This window comes from Micromonospora sp. NPDC048830, assembly GCF_043198215.1.
GTDB lineage: Bacteria > Actinomycetota > Actinomycetes > Mycobacteriales > Micromonosporaceae > Micromonospora.
The window spans coordinates 208,992-223,880 of record NZ_JBICUP010000002.1; the positions used below are offsets into that span (position 1 = coordinate 208,992).

At 70.9% G+C, this 14,889-nt stretch carries 14 protein-coding genes and 3 pseudogenes; 7 read left to right on the forward strand and 10 right to left on the reverse strand.

Annotated elements, in window-relative coordinates; genetic code table 11:
• Nucleotides 1–42 precede the first annotated feature (42 nt).
• From ychF to ACGFIZ_RS03365, 3 genes are all read left to right on the forward strand, one after another.
• Entirely contained in the window at nucleotides 43–1,128 is a 1,086-nt protein-coding gene (gene ychF / locus ACGFIZ_RS03355; protein ID WP_347671557.1) for a redox-regulated ATPase YchF, read from the forward strand.
• A 59-nt stretch (nucleotides 1,129–1,187) separates the two neighbouring features.
• Entirely contained in the window at nucleotides 1,188–1,541 is a 354-nt protein-coding gene (locus ACGFIZ_RS03360; protein ID WP_393415358.1) for a hypothetical protein, read from the forward strand.
• Nucleotides 1,542–1,807: 266 nt separating this feature from the next.
• Nucleotides 1,808–2,620 carry an alpha/beta hydrolase family protein gene (locus tag ACGFIZ_RS03365; RefSeq protein ID WP_393415361.1) on the forward strand — a complete coding sequence of 271 codons (813 nt, stop codon included), beginning with the start codon at nucleotides 1,808–1,810 and terminating at the stop codon, nucleotides 2,618–2,620.
• Nucleotides 2,621–2,950: 330 nt separating this feature from the next.
• On the opposite strand, the gene ACGFIZ_RS03370 is transcribed toward ACGFIZ_RS03365, so the two are convergent.
• The 3 genes from ACGFIZ_RS03370 to ACGFIZ_RS03380 are packed head-to-tail and all read right to left on the reverse strand — an operon-like array spanning nucleotide 2,951 to nucleotide 4,411.
• A complete protein-coding gene (locus ACGFIZ_RS03370) occupies nucleotides 2,951–3,313 on the reverse strand; it encodes a PH domain-containing protein (protein ID WP_393415364.1) in 363 nt (120 codons plus the stop codon).
• Nucleotides 3,314–3,347: 34 nt separating this feature from the next.
• Nucleotides 3,348–4,082 (reverse strand): class I SAM-dependent methyltransferase, encoded by a 735-nt coding sequence (locus tag ACGFIZ_RS03375; protein WP_393415367.1) that lies wholly within the window; start codon nucleotides 4,080–4,082, stop codon nucleotides 3,348–3,350.
• Nucleotides 4,083–4,102: 20 nt separating this feature from the next.
• Nucleotides 4,103–4,411, reverse strand: a complete 309-nt coding sequence (locus ACGFIZ_RS03380; protein WP_393415370.1) for a pterin dehydratase — start codon at nucleotides 4,409–4,411, stop codon at nucleotides 4,103–4,105.
• Between the two features lie 184 nt (nucleotides 4,412–4,595).
• On the opposite strand from ACGFIZ_RS03380, the gene ACGFIZ_RS03385 reads away from it, so the two are divergent.
• Entirely contained in the window at nucleotides 4,596–5,036 is a 441-nt protein-coding gene (locus ACGFIZ_RS03385; RefSeq protein ID WP_393415373.1) for a (deoxy)nucleoside triphosphate pyrophosphohydrolase, read from the forward strand.
• Nucleotides 5,037–5,147: 111 nt separating this feature from the next.
• Here ACGFIZ_RS03385 and ACGFIZ_RS03390 read toward each other — a convergent pair.
• The 6 genes and pseudogenes from ACGFIZ_RS03390 to ACGFIZ_RS03415 all read right to left on the reverse strand — a co-directional run.
• Nucleotides 5,148–5,390, reverse strand: a pseudogene (locus ACGFIZ_RS03390) (succinate dehydrogenase/fumarate reductase iron-sulfur subunit); the annotation flags it as partial.
• A gap of 77 nt (nucleotides 5,391–5,467) precedes the next feature.
• Nucleotides 5,468–6,254 (reverse strand): annotated as a pseudogene (locus tag ACGFIZ_RS03395) (succinate dehydrogenase/fumarate reductase iron-sulfur subunit); the annotation flags it as partial.
• Nucleotides 6,254–8,170: a fumarate reductase/succinate dehydrogenase flavoprotein subunit gene (locus tag ACGFIZ_RS03400; protein WP_393415376.1), complete on the reverse strand. Its 1,917-nt coding sequence runs from the start codon at nucleotides 8,168–8,170 to the stop codon at nucleotides 6,254–6,256. The gene ACGFIZ_RS03400 and the pseudogene ACGFIZ_RS03395, both read right to left, overlap by 1 nt.
• A gap of 10 nt (nucleotides 8,171–8,180) precedes the next feature.
• Complete coding sequence (locus ACGFIZ_RS03405; RefSeq protein WP_393415379.1) at nucleotides 8,181–8,987, reverse strand: hypothetical protein; 807 nt, start codon at nucleotides 8,985–8,987, stop codon at nucleotides 8,181–8,183.
• 220 nt (nucleotides 8,988–9,207) lie between these two features.
• Nucleotides 9,208–10,638, reverse strand: coding sequence for a metallopeptidase TldD-related protein (locus ACGFIZ_RS03410; protein WP_393415381.1), 1,431 nt, complete (start codon nucleotides 10,636–10,638; stop codon nucleotides 9,208–9,210).
• Nucleotides 10,639–10,711: 73 nt separating this feature from the next.
• Complete coding sequence (locus tag ACGFIZ_RS03415) at nucleotides 10,712–12,148, reverse strand: TldD/PmbA family protein (RefSeq protein ID WP_393415384.1); 1,437 nt, start codon at nucleotides 12,146–12,148, stop codon at nucleotides 10,712–10,714.
• Between the two features lie 164 nt (nucleotides 12,149–12,312).
• Between ACGFIZ_RS03415 and ACGFIZ_RS03420 the strand changes: the two genes are divergently transcribed.
• From ACGFIZ_RS03420 to ACGFIZ_RS03430, 3 genes and pseudogenes are all read left to right on the forward strand, one after another.
• The gene (locus tag ACGFIZ_RS03420) at nucleotides 12,313–12,558 is read left to right on the forward strand and encodes a hypothetical protein (RefSeq protein WP_393415386.1); all 246 of its coding nucleotides are present in this window, start codon (nucleotides 12,313–12,315) and stop codon (nucleotides 12,556–12,558) included.
• Between the two features lie 115 nt (nucleotides 12,559–12,673).
• A complete protein-coding gene (locus ACGFIZ_RS03425) occupies nucleotides 12,674–13,993 on the forward strand; it encodes a hypothetical protein (RefSeq protein WP_393415389.1) in 1,320 nt (439 codons plus the stop codon).
• A gap of 106 nt (nucleotides 13,994–14,099) precedes the next feature.
• Nucleotides 14,100–14,279 (forward strand): annotated as a pseudogene (locus tag ACGFIZ_RS03430) (transposase); the annotation flags it as partial.
• Here the strand turns inward: ACGFIZ_RS03430 and ACGFIZ_RS03435 are convergent.
• Nucleotides 14,279–14,827 carry a Uma2 family endonuclease gene (locus tag ACGFIZ_RS03435; RefSeq protein ID WP_393415392.1) on the reverse strand — a complete coding sequence of 183 codons (549 nt, stop codon included), beginning with the start codon at nucleotides 14,825–14,827 and terminating at the stop codon, nucleotides 14,279–14,281. The pseudogene ACGFIZ_RS03430 and the gene ACGFIZ_RS03435 sit on opposite strands and share 1 nt — an antisense overlap.
• Nucleotides 14,828–14,889: the final 62 nt, after the last annotated feature.

The window sequence follows — 14,889 nt, forward strand, 5'->3', positions numbered from 1 at the left end:
CGGCCGGAGGCCGGCCCGGACGGCCGCGTAGACTGGCGGCCCGTGAGCCTCACCATCGGGATCGTCGGCCTGCCCAACGTCGGCAAGAGCACCCTGTTCAACGCGCTGACCAAGAACGACGTGCTCGCGGCGAACTACCCGTTCGCCACCATCGAGCCGAACGTCGGCGTCGTCGGGCTGCCGGACGAGCGGCTGGACAAGCTGGCCGAGATCTTCGCCTCCCAGAAGGTGCTCCCGGCCCCGGTGTCGTTCGTCGACATCGCCGGCCTGGTCCGGGGCGCCTCGAAGGGGCAGGGCCGGGGCAACGCGTTCCTCGCGAACATCCGGGACGCGTCGGCGATCTGCCAGGTGGTGCGGGCCTTCTCCGACCCCAACGTGGTGCACGTCGACGGCAAGGTCTCCCCGGCCGACGACATCGAGACGATCAACACCGAGCTGATCCTGGCCGACCTCCAGACGCTGGAGAAGGCGCTGCCCCGGCTGGAGAAGGAGGCCAAGCTCCGCAAGGACCGCGCCGCCGCCGTGGCCGCCGCGAAGCAGGCGGTCGAGGTCCTCGACGGCGGCACCACGCTGTACGCCGGCGCGGCGGCGGCGGGCATCGAGCTGGAGCACCTGCGCGAGCTGCACCTGCTCACCACCAAGCCGTTCCTGTACGTCTTCAACGTCGACGAGGCCGAGCTGGCCAACGCCGAGTTCCTCGACGAGCTGCGCGCCCTCGTCGCCCCGGCCGAGGCGGTCTTCATGGACGCCAAGATCGAGTCGGAGCTGGTGGACCTGCCCGAGGAGGAGGCCCGCGAGCTGCTGGAGTCGATCGGGCAGTCCGAGCGGGGGCTGGACCAGCTCGTCCGGGTCGGGTTCCGCACGCTCGGGCTCCAGACGTACCTGACGGCGGGCCCGAAGGAGGCGCGGGCCTGGACCATCCCGGTCGGCGCGACCGCCCCCGAGGCCGCGGGCGTGATCCACTCCGACTTCCAGCGCGGCTTCATCAAGGCCGAGGTGGTCTCCTACGCCGACCTGGTCGCGGCCGGATCGATGGCGGCGGCGAAGTCGGCCGGCAAGGTCCGCATCGAGGGCAAGGAGTACGTCATGCAGGACGGCGACGTGGTGGAGTTCCGCTTCAACGTCTGAATCCGGCCTGTTTTCGTAGGTCAGCGGGTTGCGTCATCGTTCTGGGGCACAACCCGACGGTGGAAGTGGGTCGTCACATCGAACGCGACAGGGCACGTCGGCGGCGGATCGCATGGTGGATCGCGCCGCCTGCCGTGGTGGTACTCGGGCTGGTCGCGTTCCTCGGCGTCCGTTTCGCGTACCGGGATCCCGGCCCGTTCCACGTCGGCACCTGCTTCCTGGTGGGCGGCGACACGGGCATCGTCGAGGCCGGCGGGCTGCGCGAGGTGACTGGCCGGGCGAAGGCGGTCGGCTGCGAGACCGCCCACGACGCCGAGATAACCCGGACCGCGCGCCATCCGTCGGACTGTGGTGCCGAAGGCGCGTGGTTGAAGAGCCGCCAGCAGACCTACTGCGTCAGCCTCTCGGATTGACCGGCGCGACGGCCGAGTCCGTTTGTGAGCGTCCCCGGTTCCCGGCTGCCCGTTGCAGTGGCCGGCCCTCCGCGGCCAGTCGATCATTCCGCTCCATCCGGGCGTCACCCGTCACCAGCCAGCGCCCGGGAAGGCCGGCCCGGACGGGTCGGCGTGGCCGCGGGACCCGTGCTTGACTGCCCGCATGGAGCTGACGATCGACGTCGGCGGCGTGCGTCTGCCGGCCACGATGGACCTGCCGCCCCGGCCCGGCCCGGGGCGGCGTGGTGGTCCTCCATGCGGCCGGGGCGGGGGAACGGTCCTTCTTCTGCTACACGCACCTGGCCCGGGTGCTGCCCGAGGCGGGGATCGCGGTGCTGCGCTTCGACCGCCGGCCGCGCGTGGGTGGCCGCGACGTGCCGCTGGCCGAGCAGGCCGCCGACGCGGCCGCGGCTGTCGGCGTCCTGCGCCGGCACGCCGGCGACGTGCCGGTCGGGCTGTGGGGGCTGAGCCAGGGCGCCTGGGTGGCGCCGTTGACCGCCGCGCTTCACCCGGAACTGGTCGCCTTCCTCGTGCTGGTCTCCGCCAGCGGGGTCAGCCCGGCGGCCCAGATGCGCTACGGCACGGCCGAGCAGCTCCGCCGGCACGGCTACGGCGCCGTCGACCTGGCCGAGCTGGACCGGCTGCGTGCGACCGTGGAGGCGTACCTGCGGGGCGACGGCGACCGCGCGACCGCGCAGGCGGCGGTGGACCGGTGTGCCGGGCGCCGCTGGTTCCCCCTGGTGTACGTGCCGCGCGAGCTGCCCGAGCAGCCGGGCACCTGGCGCGACATGGACTTCGACCCGGCCCCGGTGTTCGCCGGGGTGTCCTGCCCCGTGCTGCTGTTCTACGGCGCGACCGACGCCTGGGTGCCCGTCGACGACAGCATCGCCGTCTGGCGCCGCGCCACCGCCGGGGCGACCCTGCCGCCGACCGTCTGCCGGCTCGACGGCTGCGACCACTATCCCACCGTTGGCGAGGGCGAGGACGTCGGCAGCATCAGCCCGCAGTACACGGCGACGCTGCTGAGCTGGCTCGACACCCACCTGCCGACGGCCTGACCGCCGCGCAGGCCCCCGAGCCTTGTTGTGCGTCGATCATGGAGCTGTGGTGCCTGGCAAAGTGGGCGTTCCCGGCTTTTCTGGCACCACAACTGCATGATCGGCGAGAGCGAATCCGGACGGGCACCGCAGCTACGCGCCGGTTAGCGCCTCGTCGACGCCGGTCTCCCGGCGGCCGAGGTGGACGGGGTCGCGTCCGGACAGGACGTCCAGTGCGGCCTTCACGCATGCGCCGTACTCCCGGGTGGCGCTGACCTGCCACGTCCTGCCGTACGCCAGCGCATGCGGACCAGTATCCCAGCACCAGGACCCAACCGATCTTGCCCGCGGTCAGGAGATGTAGTGCAGGATCACGTTGTGCACGTGGTGGCTCTTCTGGGCGCCCCGGAACTCGACCTCGTACGTGTGCGTGCCGACGTGGATGGCGATGGCGCCGGTGGAGAAGAACGACCCGCCCCACGACTTGTTGCTCACCACGCTGACGCTGGTGATCTTCGAGTACGGGATGCTGGTGATCGCGTACCGCTTGCCGACGAAGGACCGGTCCTGGATGATCACCCGCCGGTCGGTGAGGCCGAGGAACCCCGTCCCGGTGCCGATGGCGTCGTAGACGGCGATGATCTGCTCCCCGTCGAGGAGGCCGCTCTGGATCTGCTGGTACTGCTCCTTGCGGTCGTACGTCGCGTTGGCCATGCACCTCACGGTAGGTGGACCACGCCAACGCCCCTCATCGGCGGGCGACGACGACGAGTTCCCCGTCTCCCTCGCCCACGGCCTGTCCGTGCCAACCGCCGTGGACCCGCTCGACGGTGAAGCCGGCGGCCCGGAGCGAGTCGCGCAGCTCCGCCTCGCTCCGGAAGCGGAGGGTGGCGGAGCTGAGCCGCTCCGCCCCGTCGGGCAGGACGTAGTGGTGGGTGAAGTCCACCACACCGTCGCGTACCTCCGTGAACTCCGTCCAGGCCCGCACCCGGCGGCCGTCCGGCAACCCGATCACCCGCCGCGAGTCGACCGGGTTCCAGCGCTCCCAGGCGCGGTCGGCCGGGTCGCGCGAGTCGAACGCCAGCCGGCCGCCGGGCCGCAGCGCCCGCGCCAGGTCGGCGAGCGTACGCTCCCACTCGTCGTCGGCGACGAAGACCTGCGTGACGTGGCTGGTCATGACGGCGACGTCGTACGCCCGGTCGGGCAGCGCCGGGGACGCCGCCTGCACCCAGGTGACCCGGTCGGCGCCGGGCTTGCGCCGCGCGGCGGCCAGGGACGGCCCGGCGGGGTCGACGCCGGTGACCGAGTGCCCGGCCGCGGCCAGGGCTAGGGCGAGCCGGCCGGTGCCGCAGCCCAGGTCGAGTACGCGGGCGGCCGGCGTCTCGTTCACCACCGCCAGGAAGAAGTCGTCGTCGGGCCCCCAGCGGCACTCGGCGTCGTACACCGGGACCAGCAGCGGATCGAGGAACTCGCCGTCGCGCATCAGGCTCGGTGGGAGGGCGGTCAGGAGCCGGTGACGGCCCGGTACGCGTCCTCGATGCGGGCGGCCAGCAGGACCTCGCCCTCGGACAGCGGCTCCCCGTCGCCGTGCCCGACCCGGATCTGGGTCTGGTCGTCCCGGCGGCTGATCTCGGGGCGCAGGTGCAGGGCGTCGGCGACCACCTTGACCCGTTCGGTGAGCGCGGCGTGCTGCGTGTCGTCGATCACCAGGATGCGCCGGATCTGCTCGCCCTCCCTGCTCCACCCGGTCAGCAGGTTCAGGGCGTCGCTCAGGTAGTCGTGCTTTGCGCGTCCCCTGAACAGCACCCGCATCACCGTACCTCCCAGGGGTCGCTGCCGGCTTGTGGCCAAATCGTCGCCATCCCGTGTCTTCTCGGTGCCCTTTAGTCTTCCGTCCGACTCGAGGGTGTGTCCACGCCCACACTTCCCACTTCTACTGGCCTAGCGGCCGGCCGAGCTACCCAAACCGCCGATTGATCTGGCACGCTGGACGCCCGTGCGAACTGAACGGGCTAGCGACAACGAACAGACCGAGCGGCGGGATCTCAGGGTCATCGTCGGGGCGGCGATCATCGCGGACGGGCGCGTGCTGGCCTGCGCCCGGTCCGCTCCGCCGGAGGTCGCCGGCATGTGGGAGTTCCCCGGCGGCAAGGTCGAACCGGGGGAGAGCGAGACCGCCGCGCTGGCCCGCGAGTGCGCCGAGGAGTTGGGCGTACGCGTCGAGGTCGGCCAGCGGGTCGGCCGCAACGTGCGGATGGCCCACGGCCGCTCGGTGTTGAAGGTGTACACCGCCCGCCTGCTCCACGACGACCAGCCGAAGGCCCTGGAGCACTCCGCGCTGCGCTGGCTCTCCGCCGCCGAACTCGACACCGTCACCTGGCTCCCCGCCGACGCACCGATCGTCGCCGCCCTGCGCCCGCTGCTCGCCGACGGCTGACGACCCCGCGCGCCTCCCTTTCCCCGAGCCGGTGACGGGGCGTGACGGGCGGAAATGGGACGGGGGCCCGCGGCGTCTGCCGCGGGCCCCCGTCGTCGTCAGTCGTCGTGCTCAGTGCTTGTCCTGCTCCGGGTGGGCGAAGTTCAGGTGCTCCGGCGGGATCGGGAACTTCACGTCGTCGCCGAACGGCGACGGCGCGGCCGCCCGGTCGAACGTCAGCTCCGTCAGCGGGAGCCGGCCGTTCTCACCGACCGCCGGCGCGGTCGGGTGCGGCACCTCGCGGTGCCAGTTGACACCGCTCTGGGCCTGCGCCTCCGCGCTCGGGTCGTGCGAGCCGCCCGCGTGCGAGTGCACGCCGCCGGCCATCGCGCCGGAATGCGCCGACGCGCCACGCTGAGTGCCGAAGTGCCCTGCGGAGTTCCCCGCACCGCTGTGCTGGGCGCTGGTCACGTTGGTCTGAGGCACCTGACTCCTCCGGAAGATCTTGCTACCGAGCCACACAAGGGGATCGTACCTGCGGTCTACGACCCGTTCCTTCATGGGGATGATCCCGTTGTCGGTGATCTTGATGTGCTCGGGGCAGACCTCGGTGCAGCACTTCGTGATGTTGCAGAATCCGAGGCCCTGCTCCGCCTGCGCGTACTCCTTGCGGTCGGTCCGGGCGTCGAGCGGGTGCATGTCCAGCTCGGCGGCCCGGATGAAGTAACGCGGGCCGGAGAAGGCGTGCTTGTTCTCCTCGTGGTCCCGGATCACATGGCAGGTGTTCTGGCACAGGAAGCACTCGATGCACTTGCGGAACTCCTGCGAGCGCTCGACGTCCACCTGCTGCATCCGGTAGTCGCCCGGGGCCACCCCCGCCGGCGGCGCGAACGCCGGGGTCTCCCGCGCCTTCTCGTAGTTGAACGAGACGTCGGTGACCAGGTCCCGGATCACCGGGAAGGTGCGCAGCGGGGTGACCGTGACCGTCTCGTTCTCCTCGAAGGTCGACATCCGGGTCATGCAGCCCAGCTTGGGCATCCCGTTGATCTCCATCGAGCACGAGCCGCACTTGCCGGCCTTGCAGTTCCACCGGCAGGCCAGGTCCGGCGCGTCGGTGGCCTGGAGCCGGTGGATGACGTCGAGGACGACCTCGCCCTCGTTGACCTCGACCTGGTAGTCCTGCAGGTCGCCGCCGTTCTCGTCGCCCCGCCAGACCCGGAAGTGACGCTTGGTTCCCATTACTTGCCCGCCTCCTCAGCGAGGGCGTCGAATTCGGCCAGCTCCTCGTCGGTCAGGTACTTGGCCAGTTCCGCGCGGTCGAACAGGCTCATCAGCTCTGGCCGCAGCTTCGGCAGCGGCTTGTGGGTCAGCCGCACGGCGTCGCCGTCCAGCGAGCAGACCAGGTTCACCCGGCGCCACTTTGGGTCCATCTTCGGGAAGTCCTCCCGGGTGTGCCCGCCGCGCGACTCCTGGCGCTCCAGCGCCGCCTTCGCCGTGCACTCCGAGACGACCAGCATGTTGCGCAGGTCCAGCGCGAGGTGCCAGCCCGGGTTGTAGCGCCGGCCGCCGGCCGCGCTGACCTTCGCCACCCGCTCGCGCAGCTCGGCGAGCCGCTCCAGCGCGTCGGCCAGCTCACCCTCCCGCCGGATGATCCCGACCAGGTCCCCCATCACCGCTTGGAGGTCCTGTTGGAGCTTGTACGGGCTCTCCCCGGTGTCCCGCTGCAACGGCGCGAGCGCCGTCTCCACCGCGGTCTCCACCGCCGCCACCGACACCTTCGGGCGCGCGGTGAGCTGGTCGGTGTACGCGGCGGCGTGCCCGCCCGCCCGCTTGCCGAAGACCAGCAGGTCGGACAGCGAGTTGCCGCCGAGCCGGTTGGAGCCGTGCATGCCGCCGGACACCTCGCCCGCGGCGAACAGCCCGCGCACGGTGCCGTACGCGGCGCCCGAGTCCGGGTCCACCTCCACGCCACCCATCACGTAGTGGCAGGTCGGGCCGACCTCCATCGGCTCCTTGGTGATGTCGACGTCGGCCAGCTCCTTGAACTGGTGGTACATCGACGGCAGGCGGCGCCGGATCTCCTCGGCCGGCAGCCGGGAGGCGATGTCCAGGTAGACGCCGCCGGCCGGCGTACCCCGACCGGCCTTGACCTCGCTGTTGATCGCGCGGGCGACCTCGTCGCGGGGCAGCAGCTCCGGCGGGCGCCGGTTGTTGTCCGGGTCGGTGTACCAGCGGTCCGCCTCCTCGACCGTCTCCGCGTACTGCTTGCGGAAGACGTCGGGGACGTAGTCGAACATGAACCGCTTGCCGTCGGAGTTCTTCAGGATGCCGCCGTCGCCGCGCACCGACTCGGTGACCAGGATGCCCTTCACCGAGGGCGGCCAGACCATGCCGGTCGGGTGGAACTGGAGGAACTCCATGTTGATCAGCGTCGCCCCGGCGCGCAGCGCCAGCGCGTGACCGTCCCCCGTGTACTCCCAGGAGTTCGAGGTGACCTTGTACGACCGGCCGACGCCGCCGGTGGCCAGCACCACGGCCGGCGCCTCGAACAGGACGAACTCGCCGGACTCCCGGTAGTAGCCGAACGCCCCGGCGACCCGGTCGCCGTCGAGCAGCAGTTCGGTGATGGTGGTCTCGGCGAAGACCTTGATCCGGGCCTCGTAGTTGCCGAACTCGGCCTTGTCCTCCTGCTGGAGGGAGACGATCTTCTGCTGGAGGGTGCGGATCAGCTCCAGGCCGGTCCGGTCGCCGACGTGCGCCAACCGCGGGTACTCGTGCCCGCCGAAGTTGCGCTGGGAGATCTTTCCGTCCTTCGTACGGTCGAACAGCGCCCCGTACGTCTCCAGCTCCCAGATCCGCTGCGGCGACTCCTTCGCGTGCAGCTCGGCCATCCGGAAGTTGTTGAGGAACTTGCCGCCGCGCATGGTGTCGCGGAAGTGCACCTGCCAGTTGTCCCGGCTGTTCACGTTGCCCATGGCGGCCGCCGCGCCGCCCTCGGCCATCACCGTGTGCGCCTTGCCGAACAGCGACTTCGAGATGATCGCGGTCTTCTTGCCGGCGAGCCGGGCCTCGATGGCCGCGCGCAGGCCGGCGCCGCCGGCCCCGATCACGACCACGTCGTAGTGGTGTCGTTCGATGCGATTCGTGGTGGTCATGTCAGGCCCTCTAGTTGATGAACCGCAGGTCGTTGAACCACCCGGCCGCGACCGCCATGACGTAGAAGTCGGTCAGCGCCAGGGTGCCGAGGGTGATCCAGGCGAGCTGCATGTGCCGGACGTTCAGCCAGGAGACCAGCGTCCACGCCTTGTACCGCGCGGGGTGCTTGGAGAAGTGCTTGAGCCGGCCGCCGATGATGTGCCGGCAGGAGTGGCAGGAGATCGTGTACGCCCAGAGCATCACCACGTTGCCGAGCAGGACGAGGTTGCCCAGGCCGAAGCCGAAGCCCTTCGGCGAGTGGAAGGCCAGGATCGCGTCCCACGTGTTGATCAGCGAGATGATGGCGGCGGCGTAGAAGAAGTAGCGGTGCAGGTTCTGCCCGAGCAACGGGAACCGGGTCTCGCCGCCGTAGGTCTGGTGCCCGTCCGGCACGGCGCAGGCCGGCGGCGACAGCCAGAACGACCGGTAGTACGCCTTGCGGTAGTAGTAGCAGGTCAGCCGGAACAGCAGCAGGAACGGCAGGGTCAGCGCCGCGTCCGGGATGATCCACCAGCCGGGCAGGAAGCTGCCGAAGTGCGAGGCGCCCTCGACGCACCGTTCGGTGACACAGGGGGAGTAGAACGGAGTCAGGTAGTGGTACGCGTCCACCCAGTAGTAGTCGTGCATGAAGACCCGGACCGTCGCGTACGCGACCCAGGCGGTGAGACCGACGACGGTGATCAGTGGGGCAAACCACCAGCGGTCCGTCCGCAACGTCTTCGCCGCTATGGCGGCGCGCGCTCGCGCTCCCCGCGGCCTCGTTGCCGTTGATGTCATTCGAGTCGTCTCCCTGACGGGCCCTCAACGGGCGGCATCATGTTCCGGTCGGCACGCGGACCGGCGAACCCGCACCCCGCTGCCACGTCACGCGCACACCACCGACCGCACCGGGTGTACCGGCGCAGCTAATTGACACACGTTACGCCGATCTCCGCAGGCTGTTCGCGCAGGGGAGTGCCCGTGTGTCCCGGCCCGGGAAAATCCCCGATCCGGCGGATCAGCCGGACGCGCCGCCGGTGAAGTTCCAGGCCGCCAGCCGCAGCGCCGGGGCGTCCCACCAGACCCCCTCGACCCGGTCCGGCTGCCGGACCGGCCGGTCGCCGATGCCGAGCACCGCGTCGGGGCCGAGCGCCCGCGGGTACGACTCGGTGAAGCGCAGGTCGCGCACCGCCCGGGTCGGCACGCCGTCCTCCACCAGCCAGACGCCGTTGCGGGTCAGGCCCGTGATCACCAGGCTCTTCGAGTCCAGCACGCGGGTGTACCAGAGGTCGCTGACCAGCAGGCCGCGCTCCATCCCGGCGACGAGGGCGGCCGTCGCCTCGTCGAGCACCGGCCCGGCCGGCGCCTCCGTGCCCGCCGCCGGCCCGGCCGGCGCGACCCGCCCGGCGCCGGACGGTCGCGCGGGCCCGGCCAGGCGCAGGTTGCGGGGCATCGGGCCGAAGGTGGCCGCGGCCGGCGCCGCGTGCCCGGTCGAGCCCGTGCCGGCCTCCGCGCCGCTGCGCCGGTCGTGCGCCACGGCGACCGTGGTGCCGGCGTCCACCAGGGTCAGCGCCCGCCGCCCGGCGCCCTCCAGGTCGAAGGGCAGCCCGGACCCGCCGAGCGGGTCGTCGACCAGCGTCACCGACCGGTCGAACTGCGCGGCGCCCGGCTCGGCGAAGGACTGCCGCTCGGCGTACCGCTTGCCGTTGAAGCCCCAGATGGAGAAGTTGTTCAGCAGGTCGGCCACGGCGGCCGGCTCCAGCACCACCTCGTACCGGCCGGGCGGCAGTTCGACCGGGTCGACGGCCGCGCGGGCCTTCCTGGCGGCCGTGGCACCCAGCGCCGCTCCGTCCACGTCGGCCAGCCGGTCGGCGTGCAGGCGGGCGACGCCGTCCGCCCCGCCGGCGCGGGCGATGCCGTCCATGGCCGCCTCGGCGGCGCTGCCGTGCGTCGCGTGCCCGGCGGAGTTGGCGAACGCCGACACCAGGTACGCCGTCCGGCAGTAGCCGGCCGCCTCCAGCCCGCCGACGGCGGCGACGAAGGCGCGGACCCGCTCGGCCCGCTCGTCCGGCTCGGCGTACGCGGTGGCCTCGTCCCAGGCCGGGGCGGCCGGGGTCGGCGACGGCGGGGTCAGCCCCGGCCAGGCCGGGTCGGGCGGGCAGAGCCGGGCGGCGGCCAGGGTGCGCTCGACCAGCGCGCGCAGCCCGTCGGGGGTGACCACGCTGCCGCTCCCGGCGGCCGTCCGGCCCTCGGCGTGCAGCCGCAGCCGCACGGCGACGCCCGACTCGGCCACGTTCTGGTGCACGAAGGAGTTGGCGAACCGGGTAAGCGCCAGATCCGTCCGGGTCACCACGGCCTCGGCCTCGGCGGCGGGCCCGGCCAACTCGCGGACCAGCTCGACGACCCGGCCGGCGAGATCCAGCACGTGCCGTTCCACATCGTTGCTCATGCCGTCACCTCGCTGCGCTCGGCGCCGTCATGAGCTGTGGCGCTGAGCCGGCTGATTCGCTCGCTGCGCTCGCTCATGCGCGGACCCCCACCCGGACGTTGCGGAAGCGGGCCGGCGCGGCCGGGTGGCCGGTGTGCCCCACCTGACCCGGCTGGCCCTTGCCGCAGTTCGGCGTGCCCCACGCGACGGTCTCCGAGGAGAGCATGTCCATCGAGCGCCAGAACAGCGGGCCGATCCCCGTGTACGTGGGGTTGCGCAGCATCCGCCCCCGCCGTCCGTTCTTGATCTCCCAGCCGATCTCACAGCCGAACTGGAAGTTGAGCCGCTTGTCGTCGATCGACCAGGAGCGGTTCAGGTCCATCAGCACCCCGTCGTCGGTGGCGGCGATGATCTCGTCGAGGGTGTGCGGGCCGGGCTCCAGGCCGACGTTGGTCATCCGGACCATCGGCAGCCGGGCCCAGCCGTCGGCCCGTACGCTCCCGCCGTGATCGAGACCGGCGACGGCGGCGGAGTCCCGGCCGGCGAGCACGCCCACCCACCGGCCCTCGCGTACCGCGTCGCGCCGGACCGCCGGGGAGCCCTCGTCGTCGAAGCCGAAGCTGCCCAGCGCGCCGGGGATCGTCGGGTCGATGGTGACGTTCATCAGCTCGGAGCCGTAGCGCAGCGAGCCGAGCTGGGCCAGGTCCAGCCAGGACGTGCCGGCGAAGGCGGCCTCCCAGCCGAGGATGCGGTCCAGCTCGATGGCGTGCCCGACCGACTCGTGGATCTGCAACGCGAGCTGCTCGCCGCCGAGGATCAGGTCGGTCTCGCCGGCCGGGCACTCGGGCGCGGTCAGCAGCGCTCGGCTCTCCTCCGCGATCCGGGCGGCGTGCGCGGCCAGGTCGAGCGAGGTGACCAGCTCCCAGCCGGTGGTGCCGTACTGGCCGCGGTAGCTGGGGTACGACCGGCGCTGGGTCTCGCCGTCGCCGATGGAGGTGGCGGAGACGCCGCCGCCGCACTCCCGGATGCGCTGGTCGATGCGGTGCCCCTCGCTGGAGACGAACCACTTCGCCGTGTCCCAGATCTGGTAGAGCCCCTCGGCGACGTCCGCGCCGTGCGCGGCCATCGTCGCGGTGGCGCCGACCAGCAGGTCGCCCTTGTCGGACAGGGCCACCCCGAGCGGGTCGACCTCGCAGGGCGAGGACCAGCTCGCGGTGGTCGGCTCGACCGGCACCAGGTCGATCGGCGGGCCGGGCACGCGCGCGCTCGCCGCGGCGATCCGCGCGGCGCGCCCGCCGGCGTCGCAGGCCGCCGCGTCCGACAGATCGGGTACGGCGTGGAAGCCCCAACTCGACCCGACCAGCGCCCGGACGCCCAGCCCGAGGCTTTCGTCCTGGGTCAGCTCCTCGATCTCGCCGTTACGGGCGGACATCGACTCGTACCGGCGGTGCATCACCCGGGCGTCGGCGTACCGGGCGCCCGCGTCGAGGGCGGCCTGCACGGCGGCGGACGCCGCGTCGAATCCGGTCATGGCCCCGACCCTAGGCGACCGGACCGACATCCTTGACGTCCTCCCGGCCTCGAAGGGCCGGGATTCCTCCCACGCGGCTCACGCCGCGCTCCGGTGGGTTCCTGCTTCAACGGGCGGAGCCATGTGCGACCGCCGGGCAGTTCGTGGAAGGACTGTTGTCGGGCGTGGAACGCAAAACCTGCTGGTCCCTCGCTGAACGGGCAGGCCACGCCGACCCGCAGGCGCTCCTCGTGGGCGCTGGCCGGCTGAGGTTGGAACCTGCCCACCTCCGGTTGGCGGAGATCGACGTCGCCTTCATGGGGCAGCTCGACGCTGTGCAGGGCGCCACGGTCAGCGCGCTCCTCGCGCATGACGACGGTGTCCTCGTCGCGCCCGAGCGGCGGCGTTGGCCGCGAGGCGGGCGGCGGTAGACGGCGAACCAGACGGGCCAATCGAATGATTGACTGATCGCTCAGCCAGTGGTGATGATCACTTCGCCCGTGCTCACCTGATGCGCCGACCTTCGCGTCCCACTCGCTTCTCTCGATGGGCGACCCCGGCATGGATGCCTACTCCGAACAGATCTCCCGCTGGACTCTCGATCATCTACCGGCGCGCATAACCGAAGCGCTCAACAGCCCTGCCGCGTTCGAGCGGCTCGCCGCCGACATGAGCCATCGTCTCGCTGCGCTGCCAGCGCGCCCGGACCAGGTGCCCACGCCGACATGTCGGCGACTGCTCGTCGATCTCGGCTTCTGGGGCAGCGCCCTGGTACGACTCGCGCTGGTCCACGGCCGCACCGACGCTGTGCTCGACAGTACGACGGCTGGCGACCTTTCTTTCCGCCACTATTACGCCCGACTCGCCGTCCAATCTGCTTCTGGGCACCCGCCGTGGCAGTCGTTCACGTCGATCATCAGTTGGAACGTTCCTACGGTCGAGGTCCGCCTCGATGGTGACCTGCACAGCCGGTCCGAAGGCGTATTCGACGGCCCACGGGTGCGTACCTGGACCGGCACTGCCAGCGAAGTGATGCTGTGGGAACTGTTCAAAGTTGGCGCGGCGCTCGGCTCCGCAGCCAACAGATCGCTGGACCCGATCGTTTCTGGCGCGGTGTCAGCGGTGTCGGAAGAGTCACTGTCGCGTCTACTCGCTAGTCACGCGTTCCTGCGGAGCTTTCGTCAGCGGATGGCGAACTTTGCCCGCGGGCAAGATCCACGGGGAGAATTCTCCATCGACGTCTTTATGAACCAGATCCGACAGTTCGGTGTGCCGTGGGAAGCCAAGGCGGAGGCCCCAAGCGGCCCACATGAAGTGGAGTCGCTGGCACGGGACGCCATATTCGGTATGCCACAAATCAGACACGAACAATGGCTGCGCGATCGTGCCGGGTCGATGATGTCCGCCGAAGGAAAGCGCTTGGACCGGGCGGCCCGCGCGCCGACACTCGCCGAGGTCATTCAACGGAGCACGGCCAAAACCCGAGCCTTCGACGACCTGACCGTGTCCGTCCTGGTCGCGGCGCACGACATTTACGAAGAACGGCGGAAGTTGTCCGCAGCTCACTACGGGATAGCTCGCAAAATGCTGTACCGCCCGCAACGTGCGCAATCGTCGGACCGTGCTGAAATGCCCACGCCCACGCTCGCGGTCGACAACTCTCAAGGCATCACAGGGATGTCGGAACATGACGTCCAGAGGTTCGACCACGCGCGCCGCGTGAATCCGCTCGAGAACGTCTTGGCTGCGTTGCCGTCGGACGAGATCAGCCGTGCCCGCAGCCTCATTCAGGAGTCGTTGTCCACCCACTCCGTATCAGTTACCGTGCGACACGCCGGCACCGCGGCATCCTGCGCCCAGGCTTAGCTTGATGTTCAAGCGCGCCACGAGCGCGGAGAGGGGTTCGATGAAGGTAGATCATCTTGACCCTTGCTGAACGGGCGGGTCACTGCGATCCGCAGGCGATGCAGCGGGTGTTGCGTACGGCGGTGTGGGACGGCAGTACACAGGCACCGCCGATCGGATCGAGAACAGCCAGGTCGGGGTGTTCCTGGCCTACGTGACACCCGCCGGTCGGGCGCTGATCGACCGCAGGCTCTACCTACCCGAGACGACCTGGTGCGACCAGCCCGACCGCCGCACCGCCGCCGGTCAGGGGACGAGATCCTCCGGGCGGATGCTGGCCCGCACCGGCTCGGTCAGCTCCAGCACCTCGCCCCGTTTGGCCGCCGAGTGTTCCGCGTAGTGGGCGCCCCGGCGTCGGTAGAGGTGCAGCGAGCCGGTGTCCTGCTCGACCAGCAGGTACCACTCGATGCCGGCGGCGGCGTAGTAGTGCATCTTCAACACCTTGTCAGTGGCCGCGTTGCTCGGCGAGATGATCTCGCAGACCAGCCGGACGTCATGCGCTTCGACATTGAGTTCGTCGAGGTCGACCGGGTTGGTGACGACGAGGTCGGGGATGGGGATGCGGCCGGGACGCAGCCGGACGTTCACGGCTTCCAGCAGCTCCAGCCCGACGGACTCGGCCGCCGCTTCGAGCTTGTTGCCCAACTTGCGCGATATCCGCTGGTGCCGTGGGGTGGGGGCTGGGGTCACGTGGAGGCTCCCGTCGAAGAGTTCGACCCGCTGAGACGTCTCGCCGAGGGCCAGGTACTCCTCTTCCGTCCACGGTCCGTTGTGGTCGAACACCGCCGCGGTCATGGTCACCTCCACCTCGTGCCGGCCGGAAATCCTCCTGTGTCAGCAACCACCATCGTCGCACC